Source organism: Endozoicomonas sp. G2_2 (assembly GCF_017744135.1).
GTDB lineage: Bacteria > Pseudomonadota > Gammaproteobacteria > Nevskiales > Salinisphaeraceae > Salinisphaera.
The window spans coordinates 62,611-88,289 of record NZ_JAGHQU010000005.1; the positions used below are offsets into that span (position 1 = coordinate 62,611).

Genomic DNA, 25,679 nt, shown 5'->3' on the forward strand with positions numbered 1-25,679 from the left:
CTCCGCGCGTCGGTCCAGATTCGGCCCAGGGTCGATCAGAGCAGTTCGATATCTGCGAACGACATCACGACCGGATGGGTTTCGTTCATTCTAGCCTTTTCCTGGGTGTCTTCATCACGTGCCACCCAGCACGTCTGCAGGCCGGCTGTGGCGGCGGCATCGAGCTCGTCGCCGACGTCCGACAGAAACAGCAGCGACGACGGCGGCTCGCCCAGCTCGGCGGCGATCGCCTTGTAGCTGCGGCTTTTCTTCTTGGGCCCGATGCGGGTATCGAAATAGCCCGAGAAAAGATCGGTGAGATCGCCGTGATCGCTATAGGCGAACAACAGCTTCTGGGCGGCCACTGAACCCGAGGAATAGACATACAGCGCACGGCGATCGTCCGCCCAGCCCTGTAGCGCGGCCACAGCGTCTTCGTAGACATGGCCGGTGAAGTCGCCGTCGGTATAGCCCTGCTGCCAGACCATGCCCTGCAAGGCCTTGAGCGGCGTGGACTTGCGATCCTCGTCCATCCATTGCGACAGGATTCCGATCACGCGGTCTAGGTCGGCGTCCGAGGCGTCGGCCTCGGCCCGAACGTCTTCGATCAGGGCAGCGACTTCGGGGTCGTCGGCGCGGGCGCGTACGAAGTCCGGCAGGTATTCGCGGGCATAGGGGAACAGCACGTCGTGCACGAAGGCGATATCCGAGGTGGTGCCTTCGATATCGGTGATGATTGCGCGCACGTCCGGTGTGGGCTCCTCGAGGCGCAGCCGGTCGTAATCGCTCATGGTGTCGCTCATCGGTCGTTCTCCAGTTGCCGGCGCTGCATTTCACAGGCGAGCAGAAATTCCCAGCCTTCCAGATGCCGGCGTGCGCTGGCCAGGTCGGCGCCCCAGGCATAGATGCCGTGGCCGCGCACCAGAAAGCCGTACGCCGCCGCGGCCTCGTCGTAGCGTTGTGCCAGGGCGTCGGCGAGTTCGTCCATGTCCTGGCTGTTGTCGAGCACGGGCAGGGTAATGCGTGCCTCGTGGCTGTCGTTGCCGGTGATTGCTTTCTGCATTTCGTAGCCCTCGAAATGCAGTTGTTGTGGCTGGCCGATGCGCGACATCAGCGTGTTTGCCACGGAATGCACGTGCAGCACCGCGCCGATGGCCGCATCGCGCCGGTATAGCGCGAGATGCAGGCCGGTTTCGGCCGAGGGCTTGCCGTCGGCCAACAGTTCGCCGGCGGTGGTCATCGGCAACAGATCGGCTGCCGTGAGGGCGGTCTTGTCGACGCCGGAGGCGGTGATCAGCAGGCGTTCGTCATTCAAACGCAGCGAGAAGTTGCCGCCGGTAGCTGGGCAATAGCCGCGTTGCGCGAACCAGCGCACGGTTTCGCAGAGGGCTTCGGCGCCGGCGGTCGTTGCGGCATCGCGGGTCATTCGGCTGGCCTTTATTCAACGTCAGGCGCGCATGCTAGCGCTGGGGTGAGGGGGGGCGCCAATGTTGGGTCGTTTGATTTATAGAAGGGTGTTCGGCTCCGGCGTGGATAGGCTGAGGTGAGCGGTCGTTCGCGCTGTCTTGAGCTGGCGGCCTGTAGAAAGACGCTTGGCCGGAAAGCGCGAGTGTTCCAATCAATGGCAAGGGTTTGACCGGCTTGGGGTTTCGCACTGTTGTGCGAGTCACTTTTATTTGCTTGTCCAAATAAAAGGCACCAAAACAAAAGGCACCCTGTCTTGCGCCGATGCTATGCATCGGTTCCCTGCGCGGCTCCGGCCGAAAGAGGACAGCCGGAAACTCGCCGCGCTGCGCGCGACTCAAACATCCGGCTGTCTTTATCTCTTTCGGCCTCCACTGCTCGGCGCTACGCCCAAGGGAACCCAATACAGACAAAGACAGGCTCGCTATCGCTTCGCAACCAAGATCGCCGAGCGATCTTGGTCGGACAATGCCGCAGGCGAGTCCGACCGGAACGCAGCCAAACACCGCAATTTCGGCGTGGCAGCTGTTCCAACTCTGTTGCTGGGTAGGCCGCGCCTGTATTCGGGCCCCGTGTGGCGCGACGAGAAGCGCAGGGCCGAAGGGTGTCCGGCGCACTGCGCCGGTGCGGACAGCATGTCTGAGGATCGCCAAAGCGATCCGAGTTCTGGCCGCATCCCTTCGGACCGAGCATCGCAGTGCACCGGCGCTTCGCGCCGGCGCGCCATCTGGGTGTCTTTTTCCTTTGCTTACTTTCTTTTGGACAAGCAAAAGAAAGTGAGTCGCACAGCAGTGCGAAACCAAAGGTCAGGCGAGCTCGTGAGCGGAGGTAAGACGCGTCGCCTGCACCCGTGTCGCCTTCTGCCTCAACGATATCTGAGAAAGAGGCTCGCCATAACGCGAGAGCCGGCCGTCACGCTTTCGCGCTTGCCCGCGCCGAAACGCTGTCATGCCAACGCTTGAGATGCGTCTGCTCCTCGCCAATCCGCAACTTCACCACCCGCGCGAAATCGACCGTGCACAGCGCCGTGACATCGGCGACCGAGTAGGCGTCGCCGGCGATATATTCGCTATTCGCGAGATGGTTGTTCAGAAAGCCGAACATCTTGGTCGCGCGCTCGAGGCTGATTTCACCGTATTCGGTCGAGCACTTTTCGCGATCCTCGAAAGCGCGGCTGAGGTTGCGAAACGCCATGGCCACCGGGAACAGCAGGTTGAGCTCCATGCGCCGGTTCCACATCTCGATGATGGCTTTTTCTTCCGGGTTGCTGCCCATCAGTGGCGGTTCGGGATGGATCTCCTCGAAATAACGGCTGATCGCCATCGATTCGGCGATGCAGGTGCCGTTGTCCAGCTCCAGCGTGGGCACGCCGCCGAGCGGGTTCTTCTTCTTGTATTCGTCGGTGAGATTTTCGCCCGCCATGATGTCGAGATTGATGATCTCGACCTGGTCGAGGTCGATGCCCTTCTCGGCCATGAACATGCGCGCACGGCGCGGGTTCGGGGCACGGTCGCTCTGGTACAGCTTCATATTGATACTCGCGGTGGGTTCGTTATTGTCTCGAAGGCCGTGCGGCGATTTCAGGCCGCGCGGATGACGCGCTCGCACTGCTCGTGCAGCACGTTCACGGCGTGGCCGAAAGTGGCGAAACGCTCGTCGCGAGTCTTGCCTTCGACATAGCGCTTGTAGATCTGTTGCAGGATCACCGCCAGCCGGAACAGGCCGAAGACCTGGTAGAACGGCCAGTCGTCGACGGCATGGCCGGTCTTGTCGCGATAGCGGGCGAGCATCTCGTCGCGGGTGAGCATGCCGGGCAGATGGGTGGGCCCCATGCGGATATCGAGCATCGGCTGCGGGTCGTCGGCTTGCACCCAGTAGGCCATGGAGCAGGCGAAATCCATGACCGGATCGCCGAGGGTGGCCATTTCCCAGTCGAGCACGCCGATGATGTCGTTGAGCGATTCGTCGAACACGACGTTGTCGAGCTTGTAGTCGTTGTGGATGATCGCGCGCCGGGTGACATCGGGCATGCGCGCTTCGAGCCACTGCATGAGCGCTTCGCAGTCGGGCACGTCGTCGGTGCGCGCGTTGCGATAGCGCTTGTTCCAGCCCAGCACCTGGCGCTCGATATAGCCTTCGGGCTTGCCGAAGTCGGCCATGCCGGCGGCATCGACATCCGTGGTGTGAAGCGCGGCCTGGACGTCGAGCAGCTGTTCGCACATGCGTGTGGCTGCGGCCGGCGACAGCGATACGTCGTCGGGCAGGTCGCGGCGCAGGATCACCCCGCGCAGGCGTTCCATCACATAGAACTCGGCGCCGATGACGTCTTCGTCGGTGCAGTGCACGATCGGCGTCGGGCCGTAGTCGTAGACGCCGTCCAGGCGCGACAGCACGCCGTATTCGCGGCCCATGTCGTGGGCGGATTTCACCTGGCTGCCGAAGGGCGGACGGCGGAGCACGTATTCGCGGTCGTCCACCTTGAGCAGATACGTCAGGTTCGACGCCCCGCCGGGGAACTGGCGGATGGTCATGTCGCCTTCGGATGGCACCAGGGTAGGCGCGTGTTCGCGGCACCAGTGCGTGAGCGCGGCGGCGTCGATGTCTTCGCCTTCGCGGATGTCCCGTGCCTGGTCGATCGAGGTCATGAACGCTCCTCCGTGTCTGTTGTAGTGCCGAGACCGTCGATGCCCAGCATGGCCTGGGCGGCCGCGGTCACGGTATCGGCGTAGGCGGCGACGTCCAGGCCGCGTTCGCCGTGCTTGTGCCGCTTGAGATACCAGTCCTGCAGCATGGCCTTGATCAGCCCGGCCGCGATCTCGGGTTGCACGTCGGCATACAGCGACTGCTGCTGTCCGGCGCGGATGATGTCGGCGAAGATCCGCTCCGAGCCCTGTTCCATGACCACGGCCTTGCGGCGTTCGTCCGGCGCGAGGTGGTGGGCCTCCATGTAGAGGAAGAAGAACCACTCGCGCAGCGCTTCGGTGGTCAGCAGGTGGGCTTCGATGGCGGTTGCCAGGCGCACACGGCTGTCGTCGATGCCGTCCAGCGCGCTGTCCATCACTTCACCGAGGGTGAGCGACACGCGCCGCTGGATCAGCCGCGCCAGTTCGTCCTTGCTGCCGATATAGGCATACAGGCCGCCCAGCGACAGGCCGCTCTCGCCGGCGAGTTCGCGCAGCGTCATGGCGGCGAACCCCTTGCGGTTGGCGATGCGCAGGGTGGCTTCGATGATACGGGTGAGGTTCTCCGTCGCCGCCTGCGGGCTGCGCACCGCGATCGAGCCTTCGCGCGACTCGACGATCGCCGCGCACAGGCTGCGGCTGTTGAGGTGATGGCGGGCGATGAACGCGTCGAGTGTGAGCCGGTGCACGATCGCGCCTATCGAAAGGTGATCAGCGACGCGTCGCCGGCGGCACGCAGGGCCGCGATGTCGTTGAAGCCGAGCATGCGCCAGCCGTCGCGGGTCGAGCGCAGCTCGTTGATGGCCGCGTTGTATACGCTCCAGTTGAGCTCGATGGTCTTGGCCTCGCTGGCATCCGTCGCGGTCGCAATCGATACCGCGATCGGCCCGCCCGAGGAGAACACGCCGATGCGGCTGTCCTTTGGGTAGTCGCTGCGCAGCCGTTCCAGCGCGCGCTGTACGCGCGCACGAAAATCCGCCCAGGCCTCGCACCCGGGGTGTTCGTGTGGCGTGTTCGCCAGCCAGTGGCGGGTGACTTTCTCGAACACCTTCTGAAAGACGCGCCGGTCGGTCTTGAGTTGGTCTCTGGCTTCGCCGAGCTCCGGGTGTTCGTCGAACACGCGCGGGACATAGGCCTGGAAGATGGCGTCGGCGTCGTACTCGTTGAAATCGGCGTCGGTCGCGATCTCCGGCGCGCCGGGCAGGGCCTCGCGGGCGAGTTCCGCGGTACGCCGCTGGCGCTGCATGTCGCCACAGATGAGCACATCGAAATGCTGATTTGCGGCCGCGAGGTGACGGCCGACCAGGCGGGCCTGACGTTCACCGGTTTCGGACAGGCGGTCGTAGTTCGCCGCGCCGAAGCTGGCCTGGCCGTGGCGAATGAGCAGGAGTTGGGTCATGGCGCGACTATAGGCAGCCCGTGATTGCAGGGTCAACGGGAAACGGACGTTCGTTCGCTATACTGCTCGACCTGCATATCAAGGTCACGACCGGGGGATCAGCCCAGCATGAGCCAGAACAGCACATCGGACCGGCCTGCCGGCAAGCGGATTGCGATCACCGGTGCCGGCAGCGGCCTGGGTCGGGAACTGGCGCTGCGCTATGCCCGGGAGGGCTGGCAGGTGGCGGTCACCGACATCCAGACCGGGCGCGCCCGCCGTGTCGCCGGCGAAGTCAACGAGGTCGGTGGCGAAGCCATGGCCCAGACGCTGGATACCCGCAAGCCCGAGGATTTCGACGCGCTGCTCGAGCGCATCGAACAGACCTGGGGCGGGCTCGACGTGTTCGTGAACAACGCCGGGGTGTCCAACGCCGGATCGGTGGTCGACACGCCGCTCGCCGACTGGGCGTGGATGCTCGACATCAACCTCATGGGCACGGTGCGCGGCAGCCGCGCCGCGTTGCCCCTGCTGCGGGCCAGCCGCGGGCACCTGATCAACATCGCGTCCTTTGCCGCAATCGCAAACGCGCCGGGGATGGCCGCCTACAACGCCGCGAAGTCCGGCGTGCTGTCGCTGTCGGAATCGATCCGCGGCGAGGAGCACGACAACGGCGTCGGCGTGACCGTTGCCTGCCCCGCCTTTTTTGCCACGAACCTGCTCGAATCCTTTCGCGGGACGAACGATCGCCAGCGCGCGATGGTTGAAAAGCTCATGCGACGGGCCAAGGTCAGTGCCGCCGACGTGGCCGACGACATCCACCGGGCGGCACGCGACAACGAGTTTCTTGTAATCTCCCATCGCACCGCGCGCTGGCAGTACCGCATGAAGCGGCTGTCGCCGGAAACCTTCTTCAACGCGGTCCTGAAGGCGACACGTTCCTTCACCCGCTAGCGGGGCGTTCAGGGCCGGCGGCCGATCGCGCCGCTCGATCCGAGACCGACGATGACCGAACCCACCTTCATGATCTATGGCGCCTACGGCTATACCGGCGAGCTGATCGCACGTCAGGCCGTGGCGCAGGGGCTTTCGCCCGTGCTCGCCGGGCGCCGCGAGGATCAGCTCAAGCCGCTGGCCGACGCGCTTGGCCTGCGCTACAAGGCCTTCGGCATGCGCGAGGCCAGCGATATCGCGCCGTATCTCGACGGAGTCGATGTGCTGCTGCACTGCGCCGGCCCGTTTTCGGCGACCGCGCCGCAGGCGATCGCGGCCTGTATCCAGTCGAAGACGCACTATCTGGACATTACCGGCGAAATCAACGTATTCGAGCATGCCTTCACCCGTCACGAGCACGCCGCACAGGCCGGGGTCGTGCTCTGTTGCGGCGTGGGTTTCGACGTGGTGCCCACCGACTGTATCGCCGCCTATCTCGTGCAAGCGCTGCCGGATGCCGCCGAGCTGGCGCTGGGCTTCGATTCGCGCTCGGGCTTTTCGCCGGGAACGGCCAAGACGTCGGTCGAGGGGCTGGCCGATGGCGGCAAGATTCGCCGCAACGGACGGATCACGACCGTGCCGCTGGCCGCCAGCGTGCGCGAGATCGATTTCGGCAACGGCGCGAAGCAGGCCATGACCATCCCCTGGGGCGATGTCTCGACCGCCTGGCATACCACCGGCATCAGCGATATCGAGGTCTACATGCCGATGTCGCCCAAGCGCATCAAGCAGGTGCAGCGTCTGAACTGGGTGCGGCCGCTGCTCGGGTTGTCGCCGGTGCAGTCGTTTCTCAAATCGCGCGCCGCGCGCGTGGCGGGGCCCGACGAGGCCAAGCGCGAAAAAGCGACGACCCATGTCTGGGGCGAAGTCGTCAACGATCGGGGGGACCATCGCGTGGCCCGCGTGCACGTGGCGAATGGCTATGAGGTGACCGTCCACGCCAGCCTCGCCATCGTGGCGCAGCTGCTGGCGGGCGCGCCGGCTGGCGGTGCCTATACGCCGTCACGGCTGGCAGGCAAGGAACTCGTCGAGCGGCTGCCGGGCAGCGGCCGGGTCACGATCAGCGAGGAGTAGCGGCCGTGAAATCCGCGGCCTGACCTGCGGTATCGATATCGAAATAGGCGGCCATGAGCCGATGTATGGCCGGATGCGCTGCCGCCAACGCCGCGCCGCGTTGAAAGAAGGATTCGACGGCCACGGCAAAGAACTCGGTCGGGTTCTCGGCGCCGTAGATGTCGAGTACCGGTGAGCCTGCGTCGCGCAGCTGCTCGAACGCCGTCCCGAAGGCATCCGACCAGCTGTCGAAATCCGCCATCGGCGGCGCGCCTTCGCTCTGCGGCGCAGCGAAATCCAGCAGGTGGGCGAACTCGTGCAGGATCACGTTGTGATCGGCGCCGGCCAGCGCCTGTTCGATATCCGCCCAGGCGAGGATCACGCGGCCGCTGTCCCAGGCTTCTCCGGAGGCGAGCATGGGCAGATCGTCCACGAGCCCCTGCTCGTCGGGAAACGTCTGCGGGATGTAGAACGCGTCCGGGTAGACGAGTATCTCGCCCGGCAGATCGAACACGCCCGGCTGCGCGCCCAGGCACAACAGACTCGCCTGGCCCGCGATCACGAGCTGCATGTCGCGCGTGATCTCCAGCCCGTTGCAGCCCACGAAACGCACGTCCGCGACCATCTGGGCGGCCAGCGAAGCGAGCCGCGTGCGCTGGCGTGCATCCAGCAATTTCGCCCACGGCAGCCGTGCGAAAAGCCGCTCACGATCCGCGTCCGAAAGCGCTGGTGGCTGCCGGCCGAGCGCACGAAGCCTTGGATAGGCGATAATACCGGCCGCGACGACCAGCGCGCCGCACAGCACCAGGACCGCGCCGGCGACGTTCATTCAACAACGCCCACGGCGCGATAGGGCGCGCGCGGCCTGACAGACAAGGAACGGTGATTGCTCGTGACCTGGCTTGAAATAGGGCAAAGCATCTTCGGCACGGTGACCTCGTTCGTGATCTGGTCGCTGCTGGTCTACGCCTTCTATGTTCTGCGCAATCGCAGCCTCGAGTACAAGCTCAAGCAGCTGGTCCAGCCGGAGCGCAGCGACCCCGACGAAGACCGGGTGCACATCATCTGCGCCAACGGCACCGACGTGCGGGTGACGATACGGGACGTGCGCCTGATCACTGATGACGACGTGCACGTCAGCCTCACATATATCGGCGATACCGGCGATGTCATTCGCCCGCGCAAGCCGAACGACATCATTGCACGCCGGCGTAATCCGGTGACCACCTGGCACGAAAAGGCGGGGCTGATCGAGCGAAACTTCGTCGCCCTGCCGGCCCAGACCGCGGGCCTCTGGGCGCTGACCGCCCAGCAGGTGGAGGACGCCCGCTGGAATTTCACGACCTGTTTTCTGGTGATCGATTATCCGACCCTGCTGAATACCCGCAAGCTCATGGTCGTGTATGCCAAGCAGGACATCGTTCAGGCGCTCAACGACGACTTCAATCGCTATATCGTCAACGCCCGCCGGCGCCATCAGGACTAGGGCCTGTTGCCGTTTCATGCGAGTCCGCGCCAAGGGCTGTTTTGTGGCAAGACAAGGCGTAGCACGCGCCGCGCAGTCATTGTCGCGCAGCGTGCTAGAACGCTGGATTGCCGGCGTATCTTTATTTTTTTTGGGCGCTTGTCCCGAAGGGTTGGGCCGCAAATCGCGCTCTGCGGCGTTGCGAGCCTTGATCGTGGCACGCCACGACCGGCGCTCGCGCCTTGCAGAACACGATTTGCGGTCTCCAACGCGGCGCTCGCATGAAACGGCAACAGGCCCTAGCGCTCGCGCGCGACGCGGTTACTCGTTGGCCACGCCGTGCGGGACGTGGCCGGCGGCGATCCGGCCGGCGGCCTTGCCGATATGGGTGGCCTGATCGTCGAAGAAGATATCGGCGCCGAAGGCTTCCAGAAACTCTGCCTTGGTCATGCCGCCGAGAAACAGCGCCTCGTCGATCCGGATATGCCACGCACGCAGGGTGCGGATCACGCGCTCATGCGCGGGTGCGCTGCGTGAGGTGACCAGGGCCGTGCGAATCGGGCATTCGGCCGGGTCGAACTCGGCCTGAATACGCGTCAGCGCTTCCAGAAACGCCTTGAACGGGCCGCCCGGCAGTGGCTCGCCCGCCGAACTGACTTCGCTGGCCGCGAATGCCTCGAGGCCCTGTTCCTTGAAGATGCGCTCCGCATCGTCCGAGAACAGCACCGCGTCACCGTCGAAGGCGATCTTGAGCGCGCCGTCGGCACCGGCCAGCGAATGGCCGGGCACGATGGTCGCCGCGGCACAGCCGGCCTTGAGCGCGGCGCGCACATCGTCCGGATCGGCCGACAGGAACAGATCCGCGCCGAAGGCGCCCACATAGCGATACGGCGAACTGCCGCTGGTAAAGGCCGCGCGGGTGATCGGCAGCTTGTGGTGGGCGATGGAGTTGAACACGCGCAGACCGGTATCGGCGCTGTTACGCGACAGCAGGATCACTTCCACGCGTTCGCTTTCCGCCTCGTTGAGCGACAGCAGCTTGCGTACCAGCCCGAAGGCGACGCCCGGTTCCAGCACGTCTTCCTCGTGCTGGATCTGGTAATTGCAGTAGGCCTCGCGGCCGTCGGTCTCGAATACTCGGTGGCTTTCCTCGAGATCGAACAGCGCGCGCGAGGAGATGCCGATGACCAGCTTGTCGGGGCGTTTGCTCATGGCGGCAAGTGTAGCGTTCGTTGCGGTGACTGTATCCCCGCGGGCGAAAAAGGCGCCTTTCAGGCTTGGTCAGCTGCTTTTCTATCGGCTGAGACTAAAGTCTCAAGCGTTGGCGGGTCCGATATTTCAACGGATTCAGCAGCCTGGCCAGAGGCCTGTTTTTAGCAAAATTCGCTGATTGTGTGAGAAATCAGGTCATTTTTCGCCTGTAAATGCCCCTTTTGGCAGGTTGTTTGCCTTACACTCGTCTTCGAGCTTATGGCTCGGGTAACCGGCCGACCGTGGCGTACGCGCTCGCGGTGGGGTACGGTCTATATAGCCGGTTCGTGGTGGGACACGAACCGTGGGGAACAAGCTTTTCAGGGAGAAAACCGATGGGGACTCATCCGTTCAATTCAGGCAAGGTGCGCGCGTCTGTGCGTAACGTGATCGGTACGGCAGTCGCCGTTCCGCTGCTGTTCTCGGCAATGCCCGCCATGGCGCAGAGCCAGCAGGAAGAGATGCAGGATCTGCGTGACCAGATCCAGCAGATGCAGCAGCGCTTCGATGAGATGCAGCAGCAGCAGGAACAAATGGCGCAGGAACAGTCGTCGCCGCGTTCCGACGACCAGTTGGTATCCAAGTCGGAAGACGGCGAAGGCTTCATGGTCGGCGACACCAACATCAAGGTGAACGGCTACTTCAAGTTCGACGCCATCTACGATTTCGAAGACGACCACGACGCCTTGCTGGGCCCGTCTGATGCGATTGGCACCCTCAACGCCAAGGGCACCGACTCGCCCGGTGACGGCGATTTTGGCGTTACCGTCAAGCAAACCCGTCTCAAGATCGCGACCACCACTCCCACTGAGTTTGGCGATCTGGGCGGTTATATCGAGATGGACTTCTATGGCAAGCCCTACGATGAGTCGTTCGACAGCGCCCCTTCTCCGCGTGTGCGTCGTGCCTATCTGACGTTTGGCAACTGGCTGATCGGTCGCGACTGGTCCACCTTCTCGGACTTCAACTACGGCACCACGCTGAACTTCTACGGCCCGCAGGCGCAGCTGTTCGAGCGTCAGGCGCAGGTCCGCTACACGATGGCGGCTGGCGAAGATACGACCGTTGATTTCGCGCTCGAGAATCCGGGCGGTGGAACGGTCGTCGCCGGTGACACGGTACTTCAGGCGCCGGGCGCAGGTGATCCTGCCAACGACACGACGGATGGTATCGGCACTGAGAACAAGGTGCCGGATGTGGTTGTGCGGCTCCAGAGCTCAAGTGGGCCTCTGAGCTTCCAAGCAGCCGCCATTGGACGTTATCTAGAGGCAGATATTAGCGACGGCACTTTGGATGGCGACGAGCAGTCGACAGTGGGCTACGGTTTGAACCTGGGCGGTTCTCTATCGCTGCCGACCGGTACGACTTTCATGCTCTCGAGCGTCTACGGCGAAGGCATCGGCAAGTACTTTTATGCCCCCGCAGGTGGCGCCGATGCATACGTGACTACCGACGGCCAGCTCGAGGCCATCGAGCGCTACGGCTTCATCGGTACGATTTCGCAGGAGCTCACCCCGACGCTGACGACCAATGTCATCTACGGCAAGGGCTTCTCCGAAAGCCCAGATGACTTTGTCGGCGCTACGGATGAGCTGCATGACGAGTCTTCGACTCTGGCCGTCAACCTGCTGTACACGCCGGTCGATCCGCTGACCTTCGGTATCGAGTACAACCGTGCCGAGTACGAGCAGCAGAACGGCGTCGATGCCGACGCGCAGAACGTGCAGTTCTCGACGATCTACAACTTCTAGTAGCCGTCGCTGCAGGACTTCGCCCGGCGTTTCGCCGGGCGACTCGAAGCCCCGGTTCGCCGGGGCTTTGTTGTGTGCACACGCGCGATCGCTGCGCCGCCCACGTTAGGATGGCGCCATGAGCCGTCATGCATCACCGCGCGCCCGATCCGGGGATGGATCCCGGTCGTCGACGACACTCGCCGAGGCGGTGGCGTTGCACCGGGCCGGTCGGCTGGATGCCGCCGACGCCTGCTACCGGCGCATCAAGCGGCGCGACCCGGATTACGCCGAAGCATTGCGCCTGCGAGCGCTCATCGCCCACCGGCGGCGTCAGCCCGATGCCGCGATCAAGCTGTTGCGCCGGGCCACGGAACACCAGCCGGCCAACCCGGTGCACCATCACAGCCTGGCCGAATTGTTGCGCGTCAGCGGCGACACCCGCGCTGCGATCGCGGCCTACCGGCGCGCGTTCGCTCTTCAGCCCGAGCGCGCGGCCAACGGCCTCGACCTCGGCGATGCGCTGGCCGGCGCGGGTTTCAGCGACGATGCCCTGACGGTCTACGCCGATGTCGTCGAACGCCACCCGGCCCATATCGATGCCTACCTGCGTAGCGCGGCCCTGATATACGAGCGCGGCGATCCGGCCGGTGCGGCTGCGCAGCTGTCGCGCGCCCAGGCGCACGTTTCTGACGATGCCGATACGCAGTGCGCGCTGGCCGCGGCCTGGGGCGGCATCGAGGCGCACGATCGCGCCGCGGCGCTTTATGAGACCGTTGTCGCGCAGGCGCCCGATCACGCGCGGGCCCTCGCGGGCCTGGGCAGCGCCTGCCAGAGCCGTGGCCAGTTCGCGGCTGCAGCACGGCATTTCGAGCACGCTCTCGATCGCGACCCGGGCCTGGGCTGGGTATACGCGGCGCTGATGAACAACCGCCGTTATGCCATGAGCGCGGATCGGATCGCGGCCATGCAGCGGCAGGCGGCCGATGCCGCGGTGGGCGATACGGTGCGCAGTCATATGCACTTCGCGCTTGGTCATCATTACGACGCAAACAAGGCACCCGACCCGGCATTCGCTCATTTCGAAGCGGGCAACCGTTTGCATGCACAGCGCCATCGCTTTGCGCCGCAGGTGTTCGACGATCGTATCGAGCGCATTATCACGCAGTGCGACAGCCGATTCTTCGCCGAGCGCGCGGGTGACGCATCGGGCTGGGAGCAGCAAAGCGCGCAGCCGATATTCATTGTCGGCATGCCGCGCTCCGGCACCAGCCTCGTGGAGCAGATCGTCGCCAGTCATCCACAGGCGCATGGCGCCGGCGAACTGAACGATATCCGCCGCATGGTGCGCGAGTTGCCGGCGATCACCGGCAGCGATCGGCCCTATCCGGAATGTATGGACCGGCTGACGCCCGCCCAGGCCGACACGCTTGCCGGGCGCTATCTCGGCGCCCTGGCGGCGCGCGCGCCCGAGGCGGCGCGGGTGACCGACAAGATGCCGTTCAACATGCTCTGGCTGGGGCTGATCGCGCGCCTGTTCCCGAACGCCCGCGTGGTGTATTGCCGGCGCGAGGCGATGGATAACTGCCTGTCCTGTTATTTCCAGCTGTTCAACCAGGGCATGCGCTTCGCCTATGATCAGGGCCATGTCGGCCAGGTCTATCGTCAACACGAGCGGTTGATGGCGCATTGGCAGGCGCATCTGCCCCTGTCCATGCTCACCGTCGACTATGAGGCGCTGGTGGCCGAGCCCGAGGCGCAGAGCCGTCGACTGATCGCGTTCACCGGCCTGGACTGGGACGATCGCTGCCTGGATTTTCATCAGCACGGCCGCGACGTGCGTACCGCCAGCGTCTGGCAGGTTCGCCAGCCCGTATACCGTTCGTCGGTCGAACGCTGGCGCGCGTACGCGCCCTGGCTGGGGCCGCTGGAGGCCGCGCTCGCGCGATAGCGGCCGCTCGACGTTTGACCGGAGATCGCTAGCGCCATGGCTGCCGTCATCGAACTCACCGACAAGGGTCTGTACTGCGCGGCCGGCGATTTTCATATCGACCCGTGGCGGCCGGTCGAGCGCGCGCTGATCACCCACGCCCACGCCGACCACGCCCGCAGCGGCCACCGCCACTACTGGGCCACGCGGGACAGCGCGCCGATCCTGTACAAGCGCCTCGGCGGCCGGATCGAGCTCACTCCGGTGGATTACGGCGATGCACTCACCTTCGGCGGCGCGCGGGTGTCGTTCCACCCGGCCGGCCACGTGCTCGGCTCGGCCCAGATCCGGGTCGAGGTCGACGGTGAAGTCTGGGTCGCCTCCGGCGACTACAAGCGCGACGCGGATCCGACCTGCGCGGATTTCGAAGTCGTGCCCTGCGATACGTTCATCACCGAGGCCACGTTCGCGCTGCCGGTCTATCGCTGGGCGGACACCGCCGGGGTGGCGGCCGATATCCATGCCTGGTGGCAGGCCAACGCCGCCGCCGGGCGCACGAGCGTGCTGTTTTCCTACTCGCTGGGCAAGGCACAGCGCCTGCTGGCCGAGCTCGCGCGTTTCACCGACGAAACCGTCTATCTGCACGGGGCGCTCGTGCCGCTGACCGAGATCTATCGCCAGGCCGGTGTGCCCATGCTGGCCACCGAACCGGTCAGCGCGCAGGATCGAAAGGCCCATTTCGCCGGGTCGCTGGTGATGGCGCCGCCGTCGGCGGCCGGCTCGCGCTGGATGCGTCGCTTCAAGCACCACGAGACCGGCTTTGCTTCGGGCTGGATGCGCATTCGCGGCAATCGCCGCCGGCGTGGCTACGATCGCGGCTTCGTGCTGTCCGATCACGCGGATTGGCCGGGGCTGATTCGCACCATCGAGCAGACCGGTGCGCGGCGGGTGCTGGCCACCCACGGCCGCACCGATGTGCTGGTGGCCTATCTGCGTGATCAGGGGCTCGACGCGGCGCCGCTGGCCACCGAATACGCCGACAGTCTCGAGGCCGAAGACGGCTGACTGCGCGCTGACTCGACTGCCAGCGGCCCCGGCGTCTGCGTTATGCTGGCGAAATCGTTCCCGAATCAGGAGGCGCGCCATGGCGTCAGGGCCTGCTGCTGCTTCATATGGCCCCGCGTTGCGGCCCGGAATCGTGTCAAACGAGGCGCAGCGCGCGGGCGGGTTGCGTTCTTGCAGCCGGCCGCGCGACCCCGAATATAGCGGCGGCGCGTGTTCCTGATCGCGGCGCATACTGCCGGCGCTCTGGTCTAGGGGACAGCGCATGACCCAGTCACAGGGGGCGACCGTGGGCGCGCGCGCGAGCGATCCCGTTCGGGCCGACCGCGACGAGCGCGAACGCCTGCAACTCCAGCGCATGGAGCGCGCCCTGGTGCGCGCCTGGCTGACCGCGCCGAATGCCATGCCCCAGGCCGACTACGAATGCCTGCGGTATGCCTTCGGCCTGGCGAAGCTGCATGTCTTTCGCGTGCCCGGCACGCGCCACGAAATCGTGGTGGACGGCGCGCGTATCGCGCCGCTGCGAGCCTGGCTGCTGGAACATCTTTATGACCGCCTGCGCGGCTCGGCGACCGCGGAACAGAAGCTGAGCTTCTGTCTCGAGGCCGTGCCGGATGCGCGCCGGCGCTGTATCGAGCTGCGCCGCGAGCTGCTCGCGCTGCACGGCGACGAATTCGCTGCCGACGATCTCGACCGCGAGGCCGGCAAACGGGCGCTGGTGATCGTGGCCGGCGGCGGCGGCGGCGCCGGCTATGTGTATGCCGGTGCGTTCGCGCGGCTCATGGAGGCCAATCTGATTCCCGACTACATGGTCGGCAACTCCATCGGCGCGATCCTGGGGTTGTTCCGTGCCCAGCGCCGGCACGGCGACGTCAACGACTATCTCGACTTCGCCAGCAAGCTCAAGAACGGCGACATCTTCACCGGCGCCCGCCGACGCAGCGAGTTCTGTCTGCCCGGCCTGCTGCATCTGCACCTGCGCGCGCTGCACCAGCGCATGTCGACCGGGGACCTGCGCCGGCCGCTGCGTCTGGATGAAATGGAAATTCCGCTCGATCTCGTGGTGGCGGGCATCCGGCGCCGCCCGTACGAGCGCCTGCCGTCCGACGTGCGCGCACCCCGCCAGGGCGCCGAGCGCTGGCTGCCGATGTGGATGCAGGTGGCCGCGCGGTTCACGCGGCTGCTGCAGTTCTTCAGCGCCGACGTGGTGGAGCCCATCGTGCTCGGCCGCGATACCGACACCCGGCAGGTGCATGCCGTGGACGCCGCCGGTTTCTCGGCGGCGGTGCCCAGCATTCTCCAGTACGAACCGGGGCCGGGCGCGGGCGTGACCCGCGAGATATTCTCCGAACTGATGGCGACGCGCGAGCTGGCGGCGATCGTCGACGGCGGCGTGGCCGACAACGTGCCGGCGCGGGCGGCCTGGCGTGGCATCGCGGCCGGGCGCGCGGCTACACGCAATGCCTATTATCTGGCCTTCGACTGTTTCTTCCCGCGCGTCGATGCCAAGAATTTCTGGCTCTGGCCGATCACCCAGACGGTGCAGATGCAGATGCGCGTCAACCGGGTTTATGCCGACACCATGGTGCGTTTCAATCGCACTTTGTCGCCGCTGAACATCGTGCCGAGCCCGGGTGCGCTGCACCTGTCGGTGGGTTGGGGGTATCAGGAAATGGACGAGCGCATGCCCGAGGTCGAGGAGATGCTGCGGCCGGTCAGTCTGGTTTCCGGGCAGACGGAGGCACGTGCGTCATGAGCGAAAACCAGGAACATCGCCAGGGCGCCAGCCCGTTCGATCTGGTCTCGGGCGATCGCACCCTGCGCGAGCGGCTGTTTCTTTTCTGGGATCTGGCGATCATCGTGCTGGTGTCGCTGAATCTGGCGTTGATCATATTCGACGCGCTGTTTGCGATCGGCCCGCTCGCGAACGTGTTCGAATCCGTCTGGTCGTCCGGCCACGGCTGGTACGAGTCGAACGTGCACGAGAATTTCGTGGCCATCGACCTGGTGTTCGTGGCGATCTTCGTCACCGACGTGCTGGCCGGCTGGGCGCTCGCGATCGCCCAGAAGCGCTACTACCGCTGGTATTTCTATCCGTTCGCGCGCTGGTATGACGTGCTCGGTTGTATTCCGGTGGCGGGGTTTCGTTTTCTGCGCGTGCTGCGTGTCATCACCATCACCATGCGTCTGCAGCGTCTGGGCGTGATCGATATCCGCAACTGGGCGGTCTACAAGACCGCCATGGTCTATTACGACATCGTGGTCGAAGAGATTTCCGACCGGGTCGTGATCAAGGTGTTGTCGGGGGCCCAGGAGGAGCTGCAGAGCGGCGGCCAGGAGCTTTCGCACCGCGTCGTGCGCGAAGTGATTCAGCCGCGCCAGCAGCGTCTCGTGCAGGCAGCCAGCACGCATATCGAGAACGCCATCACCAGCGCCTATCAGGCCAATCGCGAGGAACTGCAGGCCTATGTCGCCAACGTGGTCAATCGCGGTGTGGACAACAATGCCGCACTCCAGAATCTGGAACGCGTGCCGATGCTGGGCAGCTTCGTGTCGCGCGCGCTCGACGAGGCGATCACCGACACCGTGAACAACGTGCTCGACGAGGCGGTCAATGGCCTGTCCTCCGCGGATTTCGATGCGCTGGTGCAGAACATCACCGACAGCGTGATTTCGCGCCTGCTCGCGGACGACATCGGCCAGACGTCGGAGGTGCGCGACGCTGTCGTGGAAATCCTCGACCTGGTCAAGGAGCAGGTCGCCGTGCAGCGCTGGCGCGAGCATTTCGAGTAGGATCGGATCAACGCGCCCGATACGAGAGCCGATCGCGATGCCGTCACCGCACCCAAGCCGTAAACGCCGCTTTTTCACGGTCCTGATGCTGGGTCTGCTCGTGCTTGCCCTGGCGGCCTGCGAGTGGACCGATCTGGTCGATGGCGATGACGACGAAGACGACACCGGCAGCGACAACACGCCGCCCGCGACCGAAACCAACGTGCCCGGCCTGAGCGTGGCCGTGTCGAGCAGCGATTTCGATACCACCCTCGCCGCCATCACCAGCCGCACCAGCGATCGCAATATCGCAACCGTCGACCATCAGGCGAACGCGCAGCAAGCCGGCCGCAGCCTGCGGCCGACGACGACGGTGCTGTTCGACGACCCGAATCGCTCGTCGCCGCTGATCGCCGCCGACCCGCGCGCCGGGCTCGATCTGCCGACCCGGGTACTGGTCTATCGCGATAGCGATTCGGACGTGGCCGCGGCCTATACGAACGCGGCCTATCTCGATGCCCGCTACGACCTGGACGACGCCGAGGCCGGCGCGCTCGACGGCCTGGATGCGGATCTCGAAGCCCTGGTGGGCGACGCGACCGGCGATGACCCGGGCGCCGGCCCGGCCAGCGGCATCGGCGAAGGCGAGGGCATCGAAAGCGTGAGCAGCGATAACAGCTTCGCGGATACCGTCGACGCGCTGCTGGCCGCCATCGACGCGCGCTCCGACAGGCTCGGCTCGCCCACCACCGTGAACCAGCAGACGCGCGCGAACTCGGTCGGGCGCATGCTCGACCCGAGCACGCTGGTGCTGTTCACCGTCGCCGAGGAGGACAGCGCGCTGCTGCGCGCGAGCCAGACCAGCGGCGTGGACCTGCCGCAGAAGATGCTGGTCTCGGCCGACAGCAGCGGCGCCGTTACCGTGTATTACAACGACCCGTCGTTCATCGCGGCCCGCCACGATATCGACGGCCGCGACGACGATATAGACGCACTCGCCGACCTGCTGGCCGATCTCGCCTCCGAAGCGGCCGGCAGCAGCACGGCGACGGCCACCCCGAACACGCCAGACACGGACGACGACACCGAGGCCGGACAGGCGTCGCCGTAACGCCGCATGTGATCGACGGACCTCAGGCGGGCCATAGCCGCCGCGACGCCGGGGTTTACCAGCGCGCCCGAACGCCGCGCACGTCGATATGTACGAATGGCCCGTGTGCTGCATTGGCCGGGTATACGCTCATGCCGCCGGCCAGCGACGGTTGTTCGGCAACCACGGCCTCGACGAGATCGGCGAGCCAGCGCGCATCTGCCGTATCGACCGCCGAATCGCCGTTGAGGTCATCCATGCGCCCGTCGCCGTCTGCATCCACGAAGATGTCCGCGGCACTGCCGAACAGGTGCTGACTGTAAACGGTCGTGTTGCCAATATCCGCGTTGTACCAGGGTGTGCGGTAGCCGCTCATTACCGTAATCGTGTCGAGCGCGATGCCGGCCTCGCGCAGGGCGGCGTGGAGGTGTTCGAGTTTTTCCAACAGGCGCGGGCGCAGACGCAGGTATTTCGGCCAGTGGTCGGGCTGCTGGTGGCACAGGAACTGGCCGAGCGTGAAATGCGCTGATACCGCCATGTCGCGATTGGCCGGCGTGACCTGGATCAGTGCATCGGGCGGTGCCGAGTTGGCATCCCCGCGCAGCCCGTGCGGTTCGTAGTGCCCGATTCGATAGCCGTCTATTTCGGTGCGGCGCGAATCGAACGGCTTCTGCACGAAAATGTTGATTCGTCGATGGCGACCGTTAGCACGGTCATGGATCACGAGCGGGTAGGCACCTGGCGCGCGCGGCGCGCGCCAACGCCAACGCGCGGCGGCAGCCTGTTCGATCACGCCGGCACCGGAAGTCTGCAAGGTTAGATCGGCATCCAAGGACAGGCTGTCGGCGGAGAGCGCCAGCACCTGGCCAGGCTTGACGAACGCCGCGCGAAGAGACTCCGCCATCGGCTCGCCGTCGATCGCGAGCGCCAAACCGGCCGCGAAACCGGATTCGGTAACGCTTGTGTCCGCCTGCGCCAGCCGGGTGTGAACGGCGGGCAGCCAGAGCGCGGCGCCCAGCAGCGCGATGGTGGCCCAGCGCTTCAACGCGAGCCGGCCGCGGTGGCCGTGGGGCCGTTGTTGACTTGGCGCATCGCGGCTTCGACGCGGTCGTCATTGTCGTAAAGGTCGGCGCGGAAATTCACACCGGCATCATCGACAAAGGCCGTCCAATACGCGAGATAGACGGGGATGGCCTCGTCGAGCATGACCTGCTCACGCTCGCCCTCGTGAAGCGCGGTCTGGATACGTGCGCTGTCCCAATCGGCCTGACGGGAAAGCACGAATTCGGCCAGCTGATCCGGATACTGCACGCGCACGCAGCCGTGACTGAAATCGCGCTCCGCCCGGGTGAATAACTGCTCAGCAGGGCTGTCGTGGAGATAGACTGCATATTCGTTCGGAAACATGAACTTGACCAGTCCGAGCGCATTCTGGTTGCCGCCGCGCTGGCGCACGTAAAGATCACCCGCCTCCACCTTGTCGATGTTTTCCGGCGTGGCCGGCAGTATTTCGGCATCGGGCGTGAATCGGGACACGATTTCGTAGTTCTTGGCCTCGAGATAACCGGAATCCTCGCGCGCCTCGGGCACGATTTCGTCCGCTGCGATGCCCGGCGGTACGTTCCAGTAGGGGCGAAAAACCACGTATTCCATGGCGTCCGAAAACACCGGCGTGGCCCGGTCATCGTAGGATTCGCCCACAACGACGCGCATCTCCAGTGTGGATCGGCCGCCTTCGTAGGCACGCAGGCGGTATTCGGGAATATTGACCATCACGTAGCGTTCGCCCAGATCCGCGGGCAGCCAGCGCCACCGTTCAAGATTTATCGTGATCTGACGTACGCGCTGGCTTGCCGGCACGTTGAGCGCGGCCCGCGTGCCGGGGCCGACCTTGCCGTCGACCTTGAGCCCGTGGCGACGCTGGAAGCGTTCGACGGCCTCGGCCAGCCGGGCGTCGTAGCGCGTCGAGCGCGTATTGCTTGTCCCCTCGGCGGCGCTGTCGTCCATGGTTTCGAGCCCGTCAACCCCGTCCTCGACGTGATCTCCCGTGCCGCTGGCCGGCGCGAGGTCGCCACTGGCCTGCAGGCGCTTGCGAAGCGCGGGCACACGCGCGTCGCGCATGCCAATCTCGAGCAGCGGCCCGTCCTCCACCATGGGCCAGCCGCCCGCATCGGCGATCGCACGATAGTCGGCCAATGCCTTGACCAGACGGGTATAGCCATCGTGCGGTGGGCGCAGCTTGTCCAGTGCCGCGCCGACATCGCCGTCCCGGGTGGCCCGGCTGAGCGCGCCCGTGTAATCCGCGGGCGGCAAATCCTCGTACCAACGCGGGCGCAGATTGCCTTCGCCGACACGGCCTTTGTGCAGATCGACGGCGTAGTTGACGAAGGCACGGCTCAGACGGACATCCAGTTCAGCCAGTTGGCCCGCGGCCAGTGCACCGGGCCCGGCTTCGGCACCTTCTATGCGGCGCGCGATAGCGTCGTAGCCGTAGTCCGCGCTGACCAGCCCTTGACGGTCGGCGCGCGACAGCGCGTCCAGCAGCGTCTTGATCGCCGGACGGGCCCGGCCTCGGGCATCGAACCAGGCGGGGGCGTTGGCGTTGCGCGCGTAGTAGCCGGCCACGGCGCTGTCGACAGTGTCTTCGGACAATGCGTCCAATTCGGACGCGATCGCGCGCGCCCGGGCCACGCGCGGTGCGCTGCCGCTGTTCGGACGATCGCTATCGGTGGTGGTCGTGCTTTGGGCCGGCGCCGCGGGCGGCGTGTCGCTGCGCTGCTGAGGCGCGGTGCTGCAGCCGGTGCCGGCCATGACGAAAAAGCCGGCCCATAGCCAGCGGTTGAAAGCATTCACGTAATGGTTTGGATTCGATCCCCTGGCGATGATGCTATCGCAGGCGCCCGGGCGGATCACATCCGGGCCGGCGCCGCGCGCTAACCAGTGTTCTCGATCTCGACCATGGGGCGGATACGGCGCAGACGCTCGAGCGGATCGTTCGTGGCGAGCAGATCGTGCTTGGTGGCGGCATCGAAGGGCAGCAGTTCGGTCAGCCGCGCAGACAGCCAGCTCGCGGAGTCGTAGGCCGTGCCGCGCTGTTCGTAGGGCAGGCCGATCTCTTCGATGAGCGCGGCCGCCACCTGCTTGAGCTGTGAGAACTCGATCGGGCAGGCGCTATCTGCATCCTCGCGAATGAAATCGACCTCGCCCCACCACAGGCCGTTGTCGGCCTGGCGGGTGGACACGACATCGAAACGCCGCCGCCCCTCGACGGTGATCCCCAGCGTGCCGTCGTCGAGACGGTCGAAGTCCACGATTTCCACCAGCGTGCCCACCGCCCGTGGGCTGCTGAACTCGTGATCCTTTTCTGCCGGCCGGGCGGCACATACGCCGAAGCCCGTCTGGCCCTTCATGCACATCGAAACCATGTCGAGATAGCGCGGCTCGAAGATGCGCAGCGGCATGATGCCGCCGGGAAAGATCACGGTGGTCAGGGGAAACAGCGGGTAGTCGGGATGGTCCATAGGCCGTCGGCAGGCGTCGTGCGAAATGGAGGCGGCCGCGGCGACCGCCTGTGTTTCATCTTACGCGCTTGGGCGGCACCGCGTTGCCGGTGCGTTGCCACGCGTCACGCGTGGACAGCGCGATGCGCCCGGGCTAAGGTCGCGACCCATGGACGAGACGCTGGACAAGCGCGACCCGGCCGTACGCGCGGGCATCGCGGCGCGATTCAACGCGCGTATTCCCTACAACCAGGCGATCGGGCTGCGCGTGGTCGATGTCAGCACCGATCGTATCGTCACCGCGCTGGCCTATCGCGAGGATTTTCTCGGCGATCCGACGGCCGGTCTCTGGCATACCGCCGTGGGCCTGAGCGCGGCCGACAGCACCTGCGGGCTGGCGGTGTTTCTCGCCTTGCCCGGGCTGGAATCCATCGCCACGCTGGATCTGCGCATGGACTACCTGCGTCCGGCGGTAGCGGGCCACGATCTCCGGATCGAGGCCGAGTGCTATCACCTCACGCGCTGCGTGGGTTTCGTGCGGGCAACGCTGCACCAGGGCGAGCGCGAACGCGCCGTTTCGCTGTGTACCGCGGCGTTCATGCGCACCGGCCAACCCATGGCGGTCTCGTGAGCGGCGTGGACGAGCCCTCGGCCGCCATCGATGATTCCGCAGCCCTGGTCGCGGCGATTCCCTATGCGCGTTATCTGGATATCCGGATCGAGACGGCGACCGGCGAAACCGGGCGCATCTATCGCATGCCCTTTCGCGACGCGCTGATCGGCAGTCCGCGGCTGCAGGCGCTGCACGGCGGCACGGTCGCCAGCCTGTTGGAGCTGGCCATGCAGTTCGAGGTGCTGATCGCCGAACGCCAGGCGCGCCTGCCGTATCCGGTGGATTTCTCGATCGACTACTGGCGCTCGGCCGCCGCCAGCGACTGCCACTGCCGGTGTCGGTTGATCCGCTCGGGCCGGCGCGTTGCCCAGGTGCAGGCCGAATGCTGGCAGGACGATCCCGAGCGGCCGATCGCCTTCGCGCGCGCGGATTTCCTGTTGCGTACGGCCGATGGGGCCGAGCCGTCGAACGACGCCTGATCGTGCCTTGCCCGCCGGCGCTGCCGGGATCGGGCAGGGATGCATTAGACTAAGGGCTAAGAAGGGGCCGCGAGCCGGTCCCTGTTTCTTCGGTTCCAAGACGCCGTCCGCCCCGCGCCGACGGCCCGTAAGCGAGACGCACGATGACAGGGGATGGGGAACGCCTGGTCAAGGATCTGCTTGATCAGCTCGATCTGGAAGCACTCGAACAGCGGCTGTTCCGCGGCAGCTCGCGGGATATCGGCGGCAAGAGCGTATTCGGCGGCCAGGTCGCCGGCCAGGCCATGGTCGCGGCCACGCGCACGGTGGACCCGTCGCAGCAGGCTCACTCCATGCATGGCTATTTCCTGCGTCCGGGCGACATGCAGGCCGCCATCGTCTACGAGGTGGACAACATCCGCGACGGCAAGAGTTTTGCCACCCGTCGCGTGCAGGCGATTCAGCACGGCCGGCCGATCTTTTCCATGCTGGTGTCGTTTCATGTGGCCGAAACCGGCTATACCCACCAGATGCCCATGCCGGACGTGCCGGGCCCGGAAGAACTGGTCAGCCACGACGAGCTGCGTCACGAATGGGTGGACGCGCTCGACCGGGTGCCGGAGTCGTTGCGCGAGGCCGTCGGCCGCGAGGTCGCCATCGACATGCGCGCGGCCAAACCCTGGAACATGCTTGCCCCCGACAAGCGCGAGCCGATCCAGCATGTCTGGTTCAAGGCCAAGGCGCCGCTGCCGGACGATCAGGCCCTGCACCGCGCGGTGCTCACCTATGCCAGCGACTTCGGCCTGCTGGCTACCTCGCTGTTCCCGCACGGCGTGTCGTTCTTCACCCCGGGCATGCAGATGGCCAGCATCGACCACGCGCTGTGGTTTCATCGCGATCTGAAGGTGGACGACTGGCTGCTCTATGCCATGGACAGCCCCGGCGCGCAGGACGCGCGCGGTCTGTCGCGCGGGCTGATCTTCAATCGCGACGGCCAACTGGTGGCCTCGGTTGCCCAGGAAGGGTTGATCCGTCAACGCGAGCCGCAGCCGAAAAAGGACGCCTGAGGGGGCGCACGACCGGTCATCGGCCCGTCATGCCGTACGGCTAGCGTGGGTGGCATCCACCGGAACAGCCGAGCTTCGCCATGCGTCTCACCGCCCACTACGCGCCCCATGCCGTACTGCTACTGTTGTTGCTATGTGCGGCGCTGGCTGCCAGTGCCGCCCCGCCGATCCATGCCCCGGCGCACGGTCGGCATGACGGCGCCGGCCCCCATCACGGCAAGGAACGCGGCATGAAAAACGCCAACAGCGTCGACAAGATCGTGATCGCCCATCGCGGCGCCTCCGGCTACTTGCCCGAACACACCTTGCCCGCCTACGCCATGGCCTACGCGCTGGGCGCGGACTATGTCGAGCCGGATCTGGTGATGACCGCGGACGAGCGGCTGATCTGCCTGCACGATATCCATCTCGAATCCACCACCGATGTCGAGCAGCAGTTTCCGGATCGCGCGCGGGCCGACGGACGCTGGTATGCCGCCGATTTCACGCTTGAAGAAATCCAGCAGCTCAACGTCAGCGAGCGCACGAACCCGGACGGCACGCGCGTGTTTCCGGGCCGCTTCAAGGCCGAGGCGAAGGGCTTCAAGGTGCCCACCTTCGTGGCGATGGTCGAGCTCGTGCAGTCGCTCAACCGCGAAACCGGTCGTGATGTCGGTATCTATCCCGAAACCAAGGACCCGGTCTTTCACGACAGCGAAGGCCTGCCGATCGAGCGCGTGCTGCTCGACACCCTGGCCGAGTACGGCTATGCCGGGCGCGAGGCGAAAGTCTATATCCAGAGCTTCGGGTTCGAGAATCTGCGCGAGATGCGCGAGGCGATGGGTTCCGACCTGCCGATGATCCAGCTCATCGGCGGCGGTGAAGCCTTCGACGATCGGGTCACGCCCGCCGGCCTCGACGAGATCGCGACCTACGCCGACGGCATCGGCCCGGACAAGAACCGGATTGCCGACACCGACGGGGCGCTGGTCACGCTCGCCCATCAGCGCGGGCTGAAGGTGCATCCGTACACGTTCCGTGCCGATCAGCTACCCGACGGCACGCGCCGGCTGGAAGATGAGCTGCGGCGCTACTATTTCCAGTACGACGTGGACGGCCTGTTCACCGACTTCACCGACATCGCGGTTGGCGTGGTCCATCCGGAACGCCGGGTCCGGCTGTACCCGAAATAGCTCGATCGGGCCGCGGCGGAT

The 25,679-nt window shown here is 65.6% G+C and carries 24 protein-coding genes; 13 read left to right on the top strand and 11 right to left on the bottom strand.

The window, feature by feature from the left end:
* Positions 1-35: 35 nt before the first annotated feature.
* From mtnC to J7355_RS07460, 6 genes are all read right to left on the bottom strand, one after another.
* Positions 36-782, bottom strand: a complete 747-nt coding sequence (gene mtnC, locus J7355_RS07435; protein WP_247739850.1) for an acireductone synthase — start codon at positions 780-782, stop codon at positions 36-38.
* Complete coding sequence (locus tag J7355_RS07440; protein WP_209061328.1) at positions 779-1,405, bottom strand: methylthioribulose 1-phosphate dehydratase; 627 nt, start codon at positions 1,403-1,405, stop codon at positions 779-781. The genes mtnC and J7355_RS07440 overlap by 4 nt, the downstream gene beginning before the upstream one ends.
* A gap of 950 nt (positions 1,406-2,355) precedes the next feature.
* Positions 2,356-2,973, bottom strand: a complete 618-nt coding sequence (locus J7355_RS07445) for a glutathione S-transferase (RefSeq protein WP_209061329.1) — start codon at positions 2,971-2,973, stop codon at positions 2,356-2,358.
* Positions 2,974-3,023: 50 nt separating this feature from the next.
* Entirely contained in the window at positions 3,024-4,088 is a 1,065-nt protein-coding gene (locus J7355_RS07450) for a phosphotransferase family protein (protein WP_209061330.1), read from the bottom strand.
* Complete coding sequence (locus tag J7355_RS07455) at positions 4,085-4,813, bottom strand: TetR/AcrR family transcriptional regulator (RefSeq protein ID WP_209061331.1); 729 nt, start codon at positions 4,811-4,813, stop codon at positions 4,085-4,087. The genes J7355_RS07450 and J7355_RS07455 overlap by 4 nt, the downstream gene beginning before the upstream one ends.
* Before the next feature lie 8 nt (positions 4,814-4,821).
* The gene (locus J7355_RS07460) at positions 4,822-5,523 is read right to left on the bottom strand and encodes a histidine phosphatase family protein (RefSeq protein WP_209061333.1); all 702 of its coding nucleotides are present in this window, start codon (positions 5,521-5,523) and stop codon (positions 4,822-4,824) included.
* A 108-nt stretch (positions 5,524-5,631) separates the two neighbouring features.
* Here J7355_RS07460 and J7355_RS07465 point away from each other — a divergent pair, with 108 nt between their 5' ends.
* Together J7355_RS07465 and J7355_RS07470 are read left to right on the top strand one after the other, a co-directional pair.
* Entirely contained in the window at positions 5,632-6,456 is an 825-nt protein-coding gene (locus tag J7355_RS07465) for an SDR family oxidoreductase (RefSeq protein ID WP_209061335.1), read from the top strand.
* Positions 6,457-6,507: 51 nt separating this feature from the next.
* The gene (locus J7355_RS07470) at positions 6,508-7,569 is read left to right on the top strand and encodes a saccharopine dehydrogenase NADP-binding domain-containing protein (RefSeq protein ID WP_209061336.1); all 1,062 of its coding nucleotides are present in this window, start codon (positions 6,508-6,510) and stop codon (positions 7,567-7,569) included.
* Here the strand turns inward: J7355_RS07470 and J7355_RS07475 are convergent.
* Positions 7,556-8,377, bottom strand: a complete 822-nt coding sequence (locus J7355_RS07475) for a M90 family metallopeptidase (protein ID WP_209061338.1) — start codon at positions 8,375-8,377, stop codon at positions 7,556-7,558. The genes J7355_RS07470 and J7355_RS07475 overlap by 14 nt on opposite strands.
* Before the next feature lie 63 nt (positions 8,378-8,440).
* On the opposite strand from J7355_RS07475, the gene J7355_RS07480 reads away from it, so the two are divergent.
* Positions 8,441-9,034, top strand: coding sequence for a hypothetical protein (locus J7355_RS07480; RefSeq protein WP_209061340.1), 594 nt, complete (start codon positions 8,441-8,443; stop codon positions 9,032-9,034).
* Between the two features lie 300 nt (positions 9,035-9,334).
* Here J7355_RS07480 and J7355_RS07485 read toward each other — a convergent pair whose 3' ends face one another.
* On the bottom strand, positions 9,335-10,225 hold the full coding sequence (locus tag J7355_RS07485; protein WP_209061342.1) for a 5'-nucleotidase: 891 nt from the start codon (positions 10,223-10,225) through the stop codon (positions 9,335-9,337).
* A gap of 374 nt (positions 10,226-10,599) precedes the next feature.
* Between J7355_RS07485 and J7355_RS07490 the strand changes: the two genes are divergently transcribed.
* The 6 genes from J7355_RS07490 (at position 10,600) to J7355_RS07515 (ending at position 18,869) form a co-directional block, all read left to right on the top strand.
* Complete coding sequence (locus J7355_RS07490) at positions 10,600-12,015, top strand: DcaP family trimeric outer membrane transporter (protein WP_209061344.1); 1,416 nt, start codon at positions 10,600-10,602, stop codon at positions 12,013-12,015.
* 118 nt (positions 12,016-12,133) lie between these two features.
* Positions 12,134-13,945: a tetratricopeptide repeat-containing sulfotransferase family protein gene (locus J7355_RS07495; protein WP_209061346.1), complete on the top strand. Its 1,812-nt coding sequence runs from the start codon at positions 12,134-12,136 to the stop codon at positions 13,943-13,945.
* Between the two features lie 36 nt (positions 13,946-13,981).
* Positions 13,982-14,989: a ligase-associated DNA damage response exonuclease gene (locus J7355_RS07500; protein ID WP_209061348.1), complete on the top strand. Its 1,008-nt coding sequence runs from the start codon at positions 13,982-13,984 to the stop codon at positions 14,987-14,989.
* 262 nt (positions 14,990-15,251) lie between these two features.
* Entirely contained in the window at positions 15,252-16,742 is a 1,491-nt protein-coding gene (locus tag J7355_RS07505; RefSeq protein ID WP_209061349.1) for a patatin-like phospholipase family protein, read from the top strand.
* Positions 16,739-17,779 carry an ion transporter gene (locus tag J7355_RS07510; RefSeq protein ID WP_209061351.1) on the top strand — a complete coding sequence of 347 codons (1,041 nt, stop codon included), beginning with the start codon at positions 16,739-16,741 and terminating at the stop codon, positions 17,777-17,779. Before J7355_RS07505 ends, J7355_RS07510 begins: the two co-directional genes overlap by 4 nt.
* Positions 17,780-17,816: 37 nt before the next feature.
* Positions 17,817-18,869: a DUF302 domain-containing protein gene (locus tag J7355_RS07515; RefSeq protein ID WP_209061353.1), complete on the top strand. Its 1,053-nt coding sequence runs from the start codon at positions 17,817-17,819 to the stop codon at positions 18,867-18,869.
* Between the two features lie 55 nt (positions 18,870-18,924).
* On the opposite strand, the gene J7355_RS07520 is transcribed toward J7355_RS07515, so the two are convergent.
* From J7355_RS07520 to J7355_RS07530, 3 genes are all read right to left on the bottom strand, one after another.
* Positions 18,925-19,893 (bottom strand): D-Ala-D-Ala carboxypeptidase family metallohydrolase, encoded by a 969-nt coding sequence (locus J7355_RS07520; RefSeq protein ID WP_209061355.1) that lies wholly within the window; start codon positions 19,891-19,893, stop codon positions 18,925-18,927.
* A complete protein-coding gene (locus tag J7355_RS07525) occupies positions 19,890-21,701 on the bottom strand; it encodes a L,D-transpeptidase family protein (RefSeq protein ID WP_209061357.1) in 1,812 nt (603 codons plus the stop codon). The genes J7355_RS07520 and J7355_RS07525 overlap by 4 nt, the downstream gene beginning before the upstream one ends.
* Before the next feature lie 80 nt (positions 21,702-21,781).
* Positions 21,782-22,369: an LON peptidase substrate-binding domain-containing protein gene (locus tag J7355_RS07530; protein WP_209061358.1), complete on the bottom strand. Its 588-nt coding sequence runs from the start codon at positions 22,367-22,369 to the stop codon at positions 21,782-21,784.
* A 148-nt stretch (positions 22,370-22,517) separates the two neighbouring features.
* Between J7355_RS07530 and J7355_RS07535 the strand changes: the two genes are divergently transcribed.
* From J7355_RS07535 to glpQ, 4 genes are all read left to right on the top strand, one after another.
* Positions 22,518-22,979: a PaaI family thioesterase gene (locus J7355_RS07535; RefSeq protein WP_209061359.1), complete on the top strand. Its 462-nt coding sequence runs from the start codon at positions 22,518-22,520 to the stop codon at positions 22,977-22,979.
* A complete protein-coding gene (locus J7355_RS07540) occupies positions 22,976-23,440 on the top strand; it encodes a PaaI family thioesterase (protein ID WP_209061360.1) in 465 nt (154 codons plus the stop codon). The genes J7355_RS07535 and J7355_RS07540 overlap by 4 nt, the downstream gene beginning before the upstream one ends.
* A gap of 143 nt (positions 23,441-23,583) precedes the next feature.
* Positions 23,584-24,486, top strand: coding sequence for an acyl-CoA thioesterase II (locus J7355_RS07545; RefSeq protein ID WP_209061361.1), 903 nt, complete (start codon positions 23,584-23,586; stop codon positions 24,484-24,486).
* An 80-nt stretch (positions 24,487-24,566) separates the two neighbouring features.
* The gene (glpQ, locus tag J7355_RS07550) at positions 24,567-25,658 is read left to right on the top strand and encodes a glycerophosphodiester phosphodiesterase (protein WP_209061362.1); all 1,092 of its coding nucleotides are present in this window, start codon (positions 24,567-24,569) and stop codon (positions 25,656-25,658) included.
* Positions 25,659-25,679: the final 21 nt, after the last annotated feature.

What these genes read in the sequence shown, in the direction of transcription:
- mtnC (WP_247739850.1), bottom strand. Translation starts at nt 782, where the DNA reads ATGAGCGACACCATGAGCGATTACGACCGGCTGCGCCTCGAGGAGCCC.
- J7355_RS07440 (WP_209061328.1), bottom strand. Translation starts at nt 1,405, where the DNA reads ATGACCCGCGATGCCGCAACGACCGCCGGCGCCGAAGCCCTCTGCGAA.
- J7355_RS07445 (WP_209061329.1), bottom strand. Translation starts at nt 2,973, where the DNA reads ATGAAGCTGTACCAGAGCGACCGTGCCCCGAACCCGCGCCGTGCGCGC.
- J7355_RS07450 (WP_209061330.1), bottom strand. Translation starts at nt 4,088, where the DNA reads ATGACCTCGATCGACCAGGCACGGGACATCCGCGAAGGCGAAGACATC.
- J7355_RS07460 (WP_209061333.1), bottom strand. Translation starts at nt 5,523, where the DNA reads ATGACCCAACTCCTGCTCATTCGCCACGGCCAGGCCAGCTTCGGCGCG.
- J7355_RS07465 (WP_209061335.1), top strand. Translation starts at nt 5,632, where the DNA reads ATGAGCCAGAACAGCACATCGGACCGGCCTGCCGGCAAGCGGATTGCG.
- J7355_RS07470 (WP_209061336.1), top strand. Translation starts at nt 6,508, where the DNA reads ATGACCGAACCCACCTTCATGATCTATGGCGCCTACGGCTATACCGGC.
- J7355_RS07475 (WP_209061338.1), bottom strand. Translation starts at nt 8,377, where the DNA reads ATGAACGTCGCCGGCGCGGTCCTGGTGCTGTGCGGCGCGCTGGTCGTC.
- J7355_RS07485 (WP_209061342.1), bottom strand. Translation starts at nt 10,225, where the DNA reads ATGAGCAAACGCCCCGACAAGCTGGTCATCGGCATCTCCTCGCGCGCG.
- J7355_RS07490 (WP_209061344.1), top strand. Translation starts at nt 10,600, where the DNA reads ATGGGGACTCATCCGTTCAATTCAGGCAAGGTGCGCGCGTCTGTGCGT.
- J7355_RS07495 (WP_209061346.1), top strand. Translation starts at nt 12,134, where the DNA reads ATGAGCCGTCATGCATCACCGCGCGCCCGATCCGGGGATGGATCCCGG.
- J7355_RS07500 (WP_209061348.1), top strand. Translation starts at nt 13,982, where the DNA reads ATGGCTGCCGTCATCGAACTCACCGACAAGGGTCTGTACTGCGCGGCC.
- J7355_RS07505 (WP_209061349.1), top strand. Translation starts at nt 15,252, where the DNA reads ATGACCCAGTCACAGGGGGCGACCGTGGGCGCGCGCGCGAGCGATCCC.
- J7355_RS07510 (WP_209061351.1), top strand. Translation starts at nt 16,739, where the DNA reads ATGAGCGAAAACCAGGAACATCGCCAGGGCGCCAGCCCGTTCGATCTG.
- J7355_RS07515 (WP_209061353.1), top strand. Translation starts at nt 17,817, where the DNA reads ATGCCGTCACCGCACCCAAGCCGTAAACGCCGCTTTTTCACGGTCCTG.
- J7355_RS07530 (WP_209061358.1), bottom strand. Translation starts at nt 22,369, where the DNA reads ATGGACCATCCCGACTACCCGCTGTTTCCCCTGACCACCGTGATCTTT.
- J7355_RS07535 (WP_209061359.1), top strand. Translation starts at nt 22,518, where the DNA reads ATGGACGAGACGCTGGACAAGCGCGACCCGGCCGTACGCGCGGGCATC.
- J7355_RS07545 (WP_209061361.1), top strand. Translation starts at nt 23,584, where the DNA reads ATGACAGGGGATGGGGAACGCCTGGTCAAGGATCTGCTTGATCAGCTC.
- glpQ (WP_209061362.1), top strand. Translation starts at nt 24,567, where the DNA reads ATGCGTCTCACCGCCCACTACGCGCCCCATGCCGTACTGCTACTGTTG.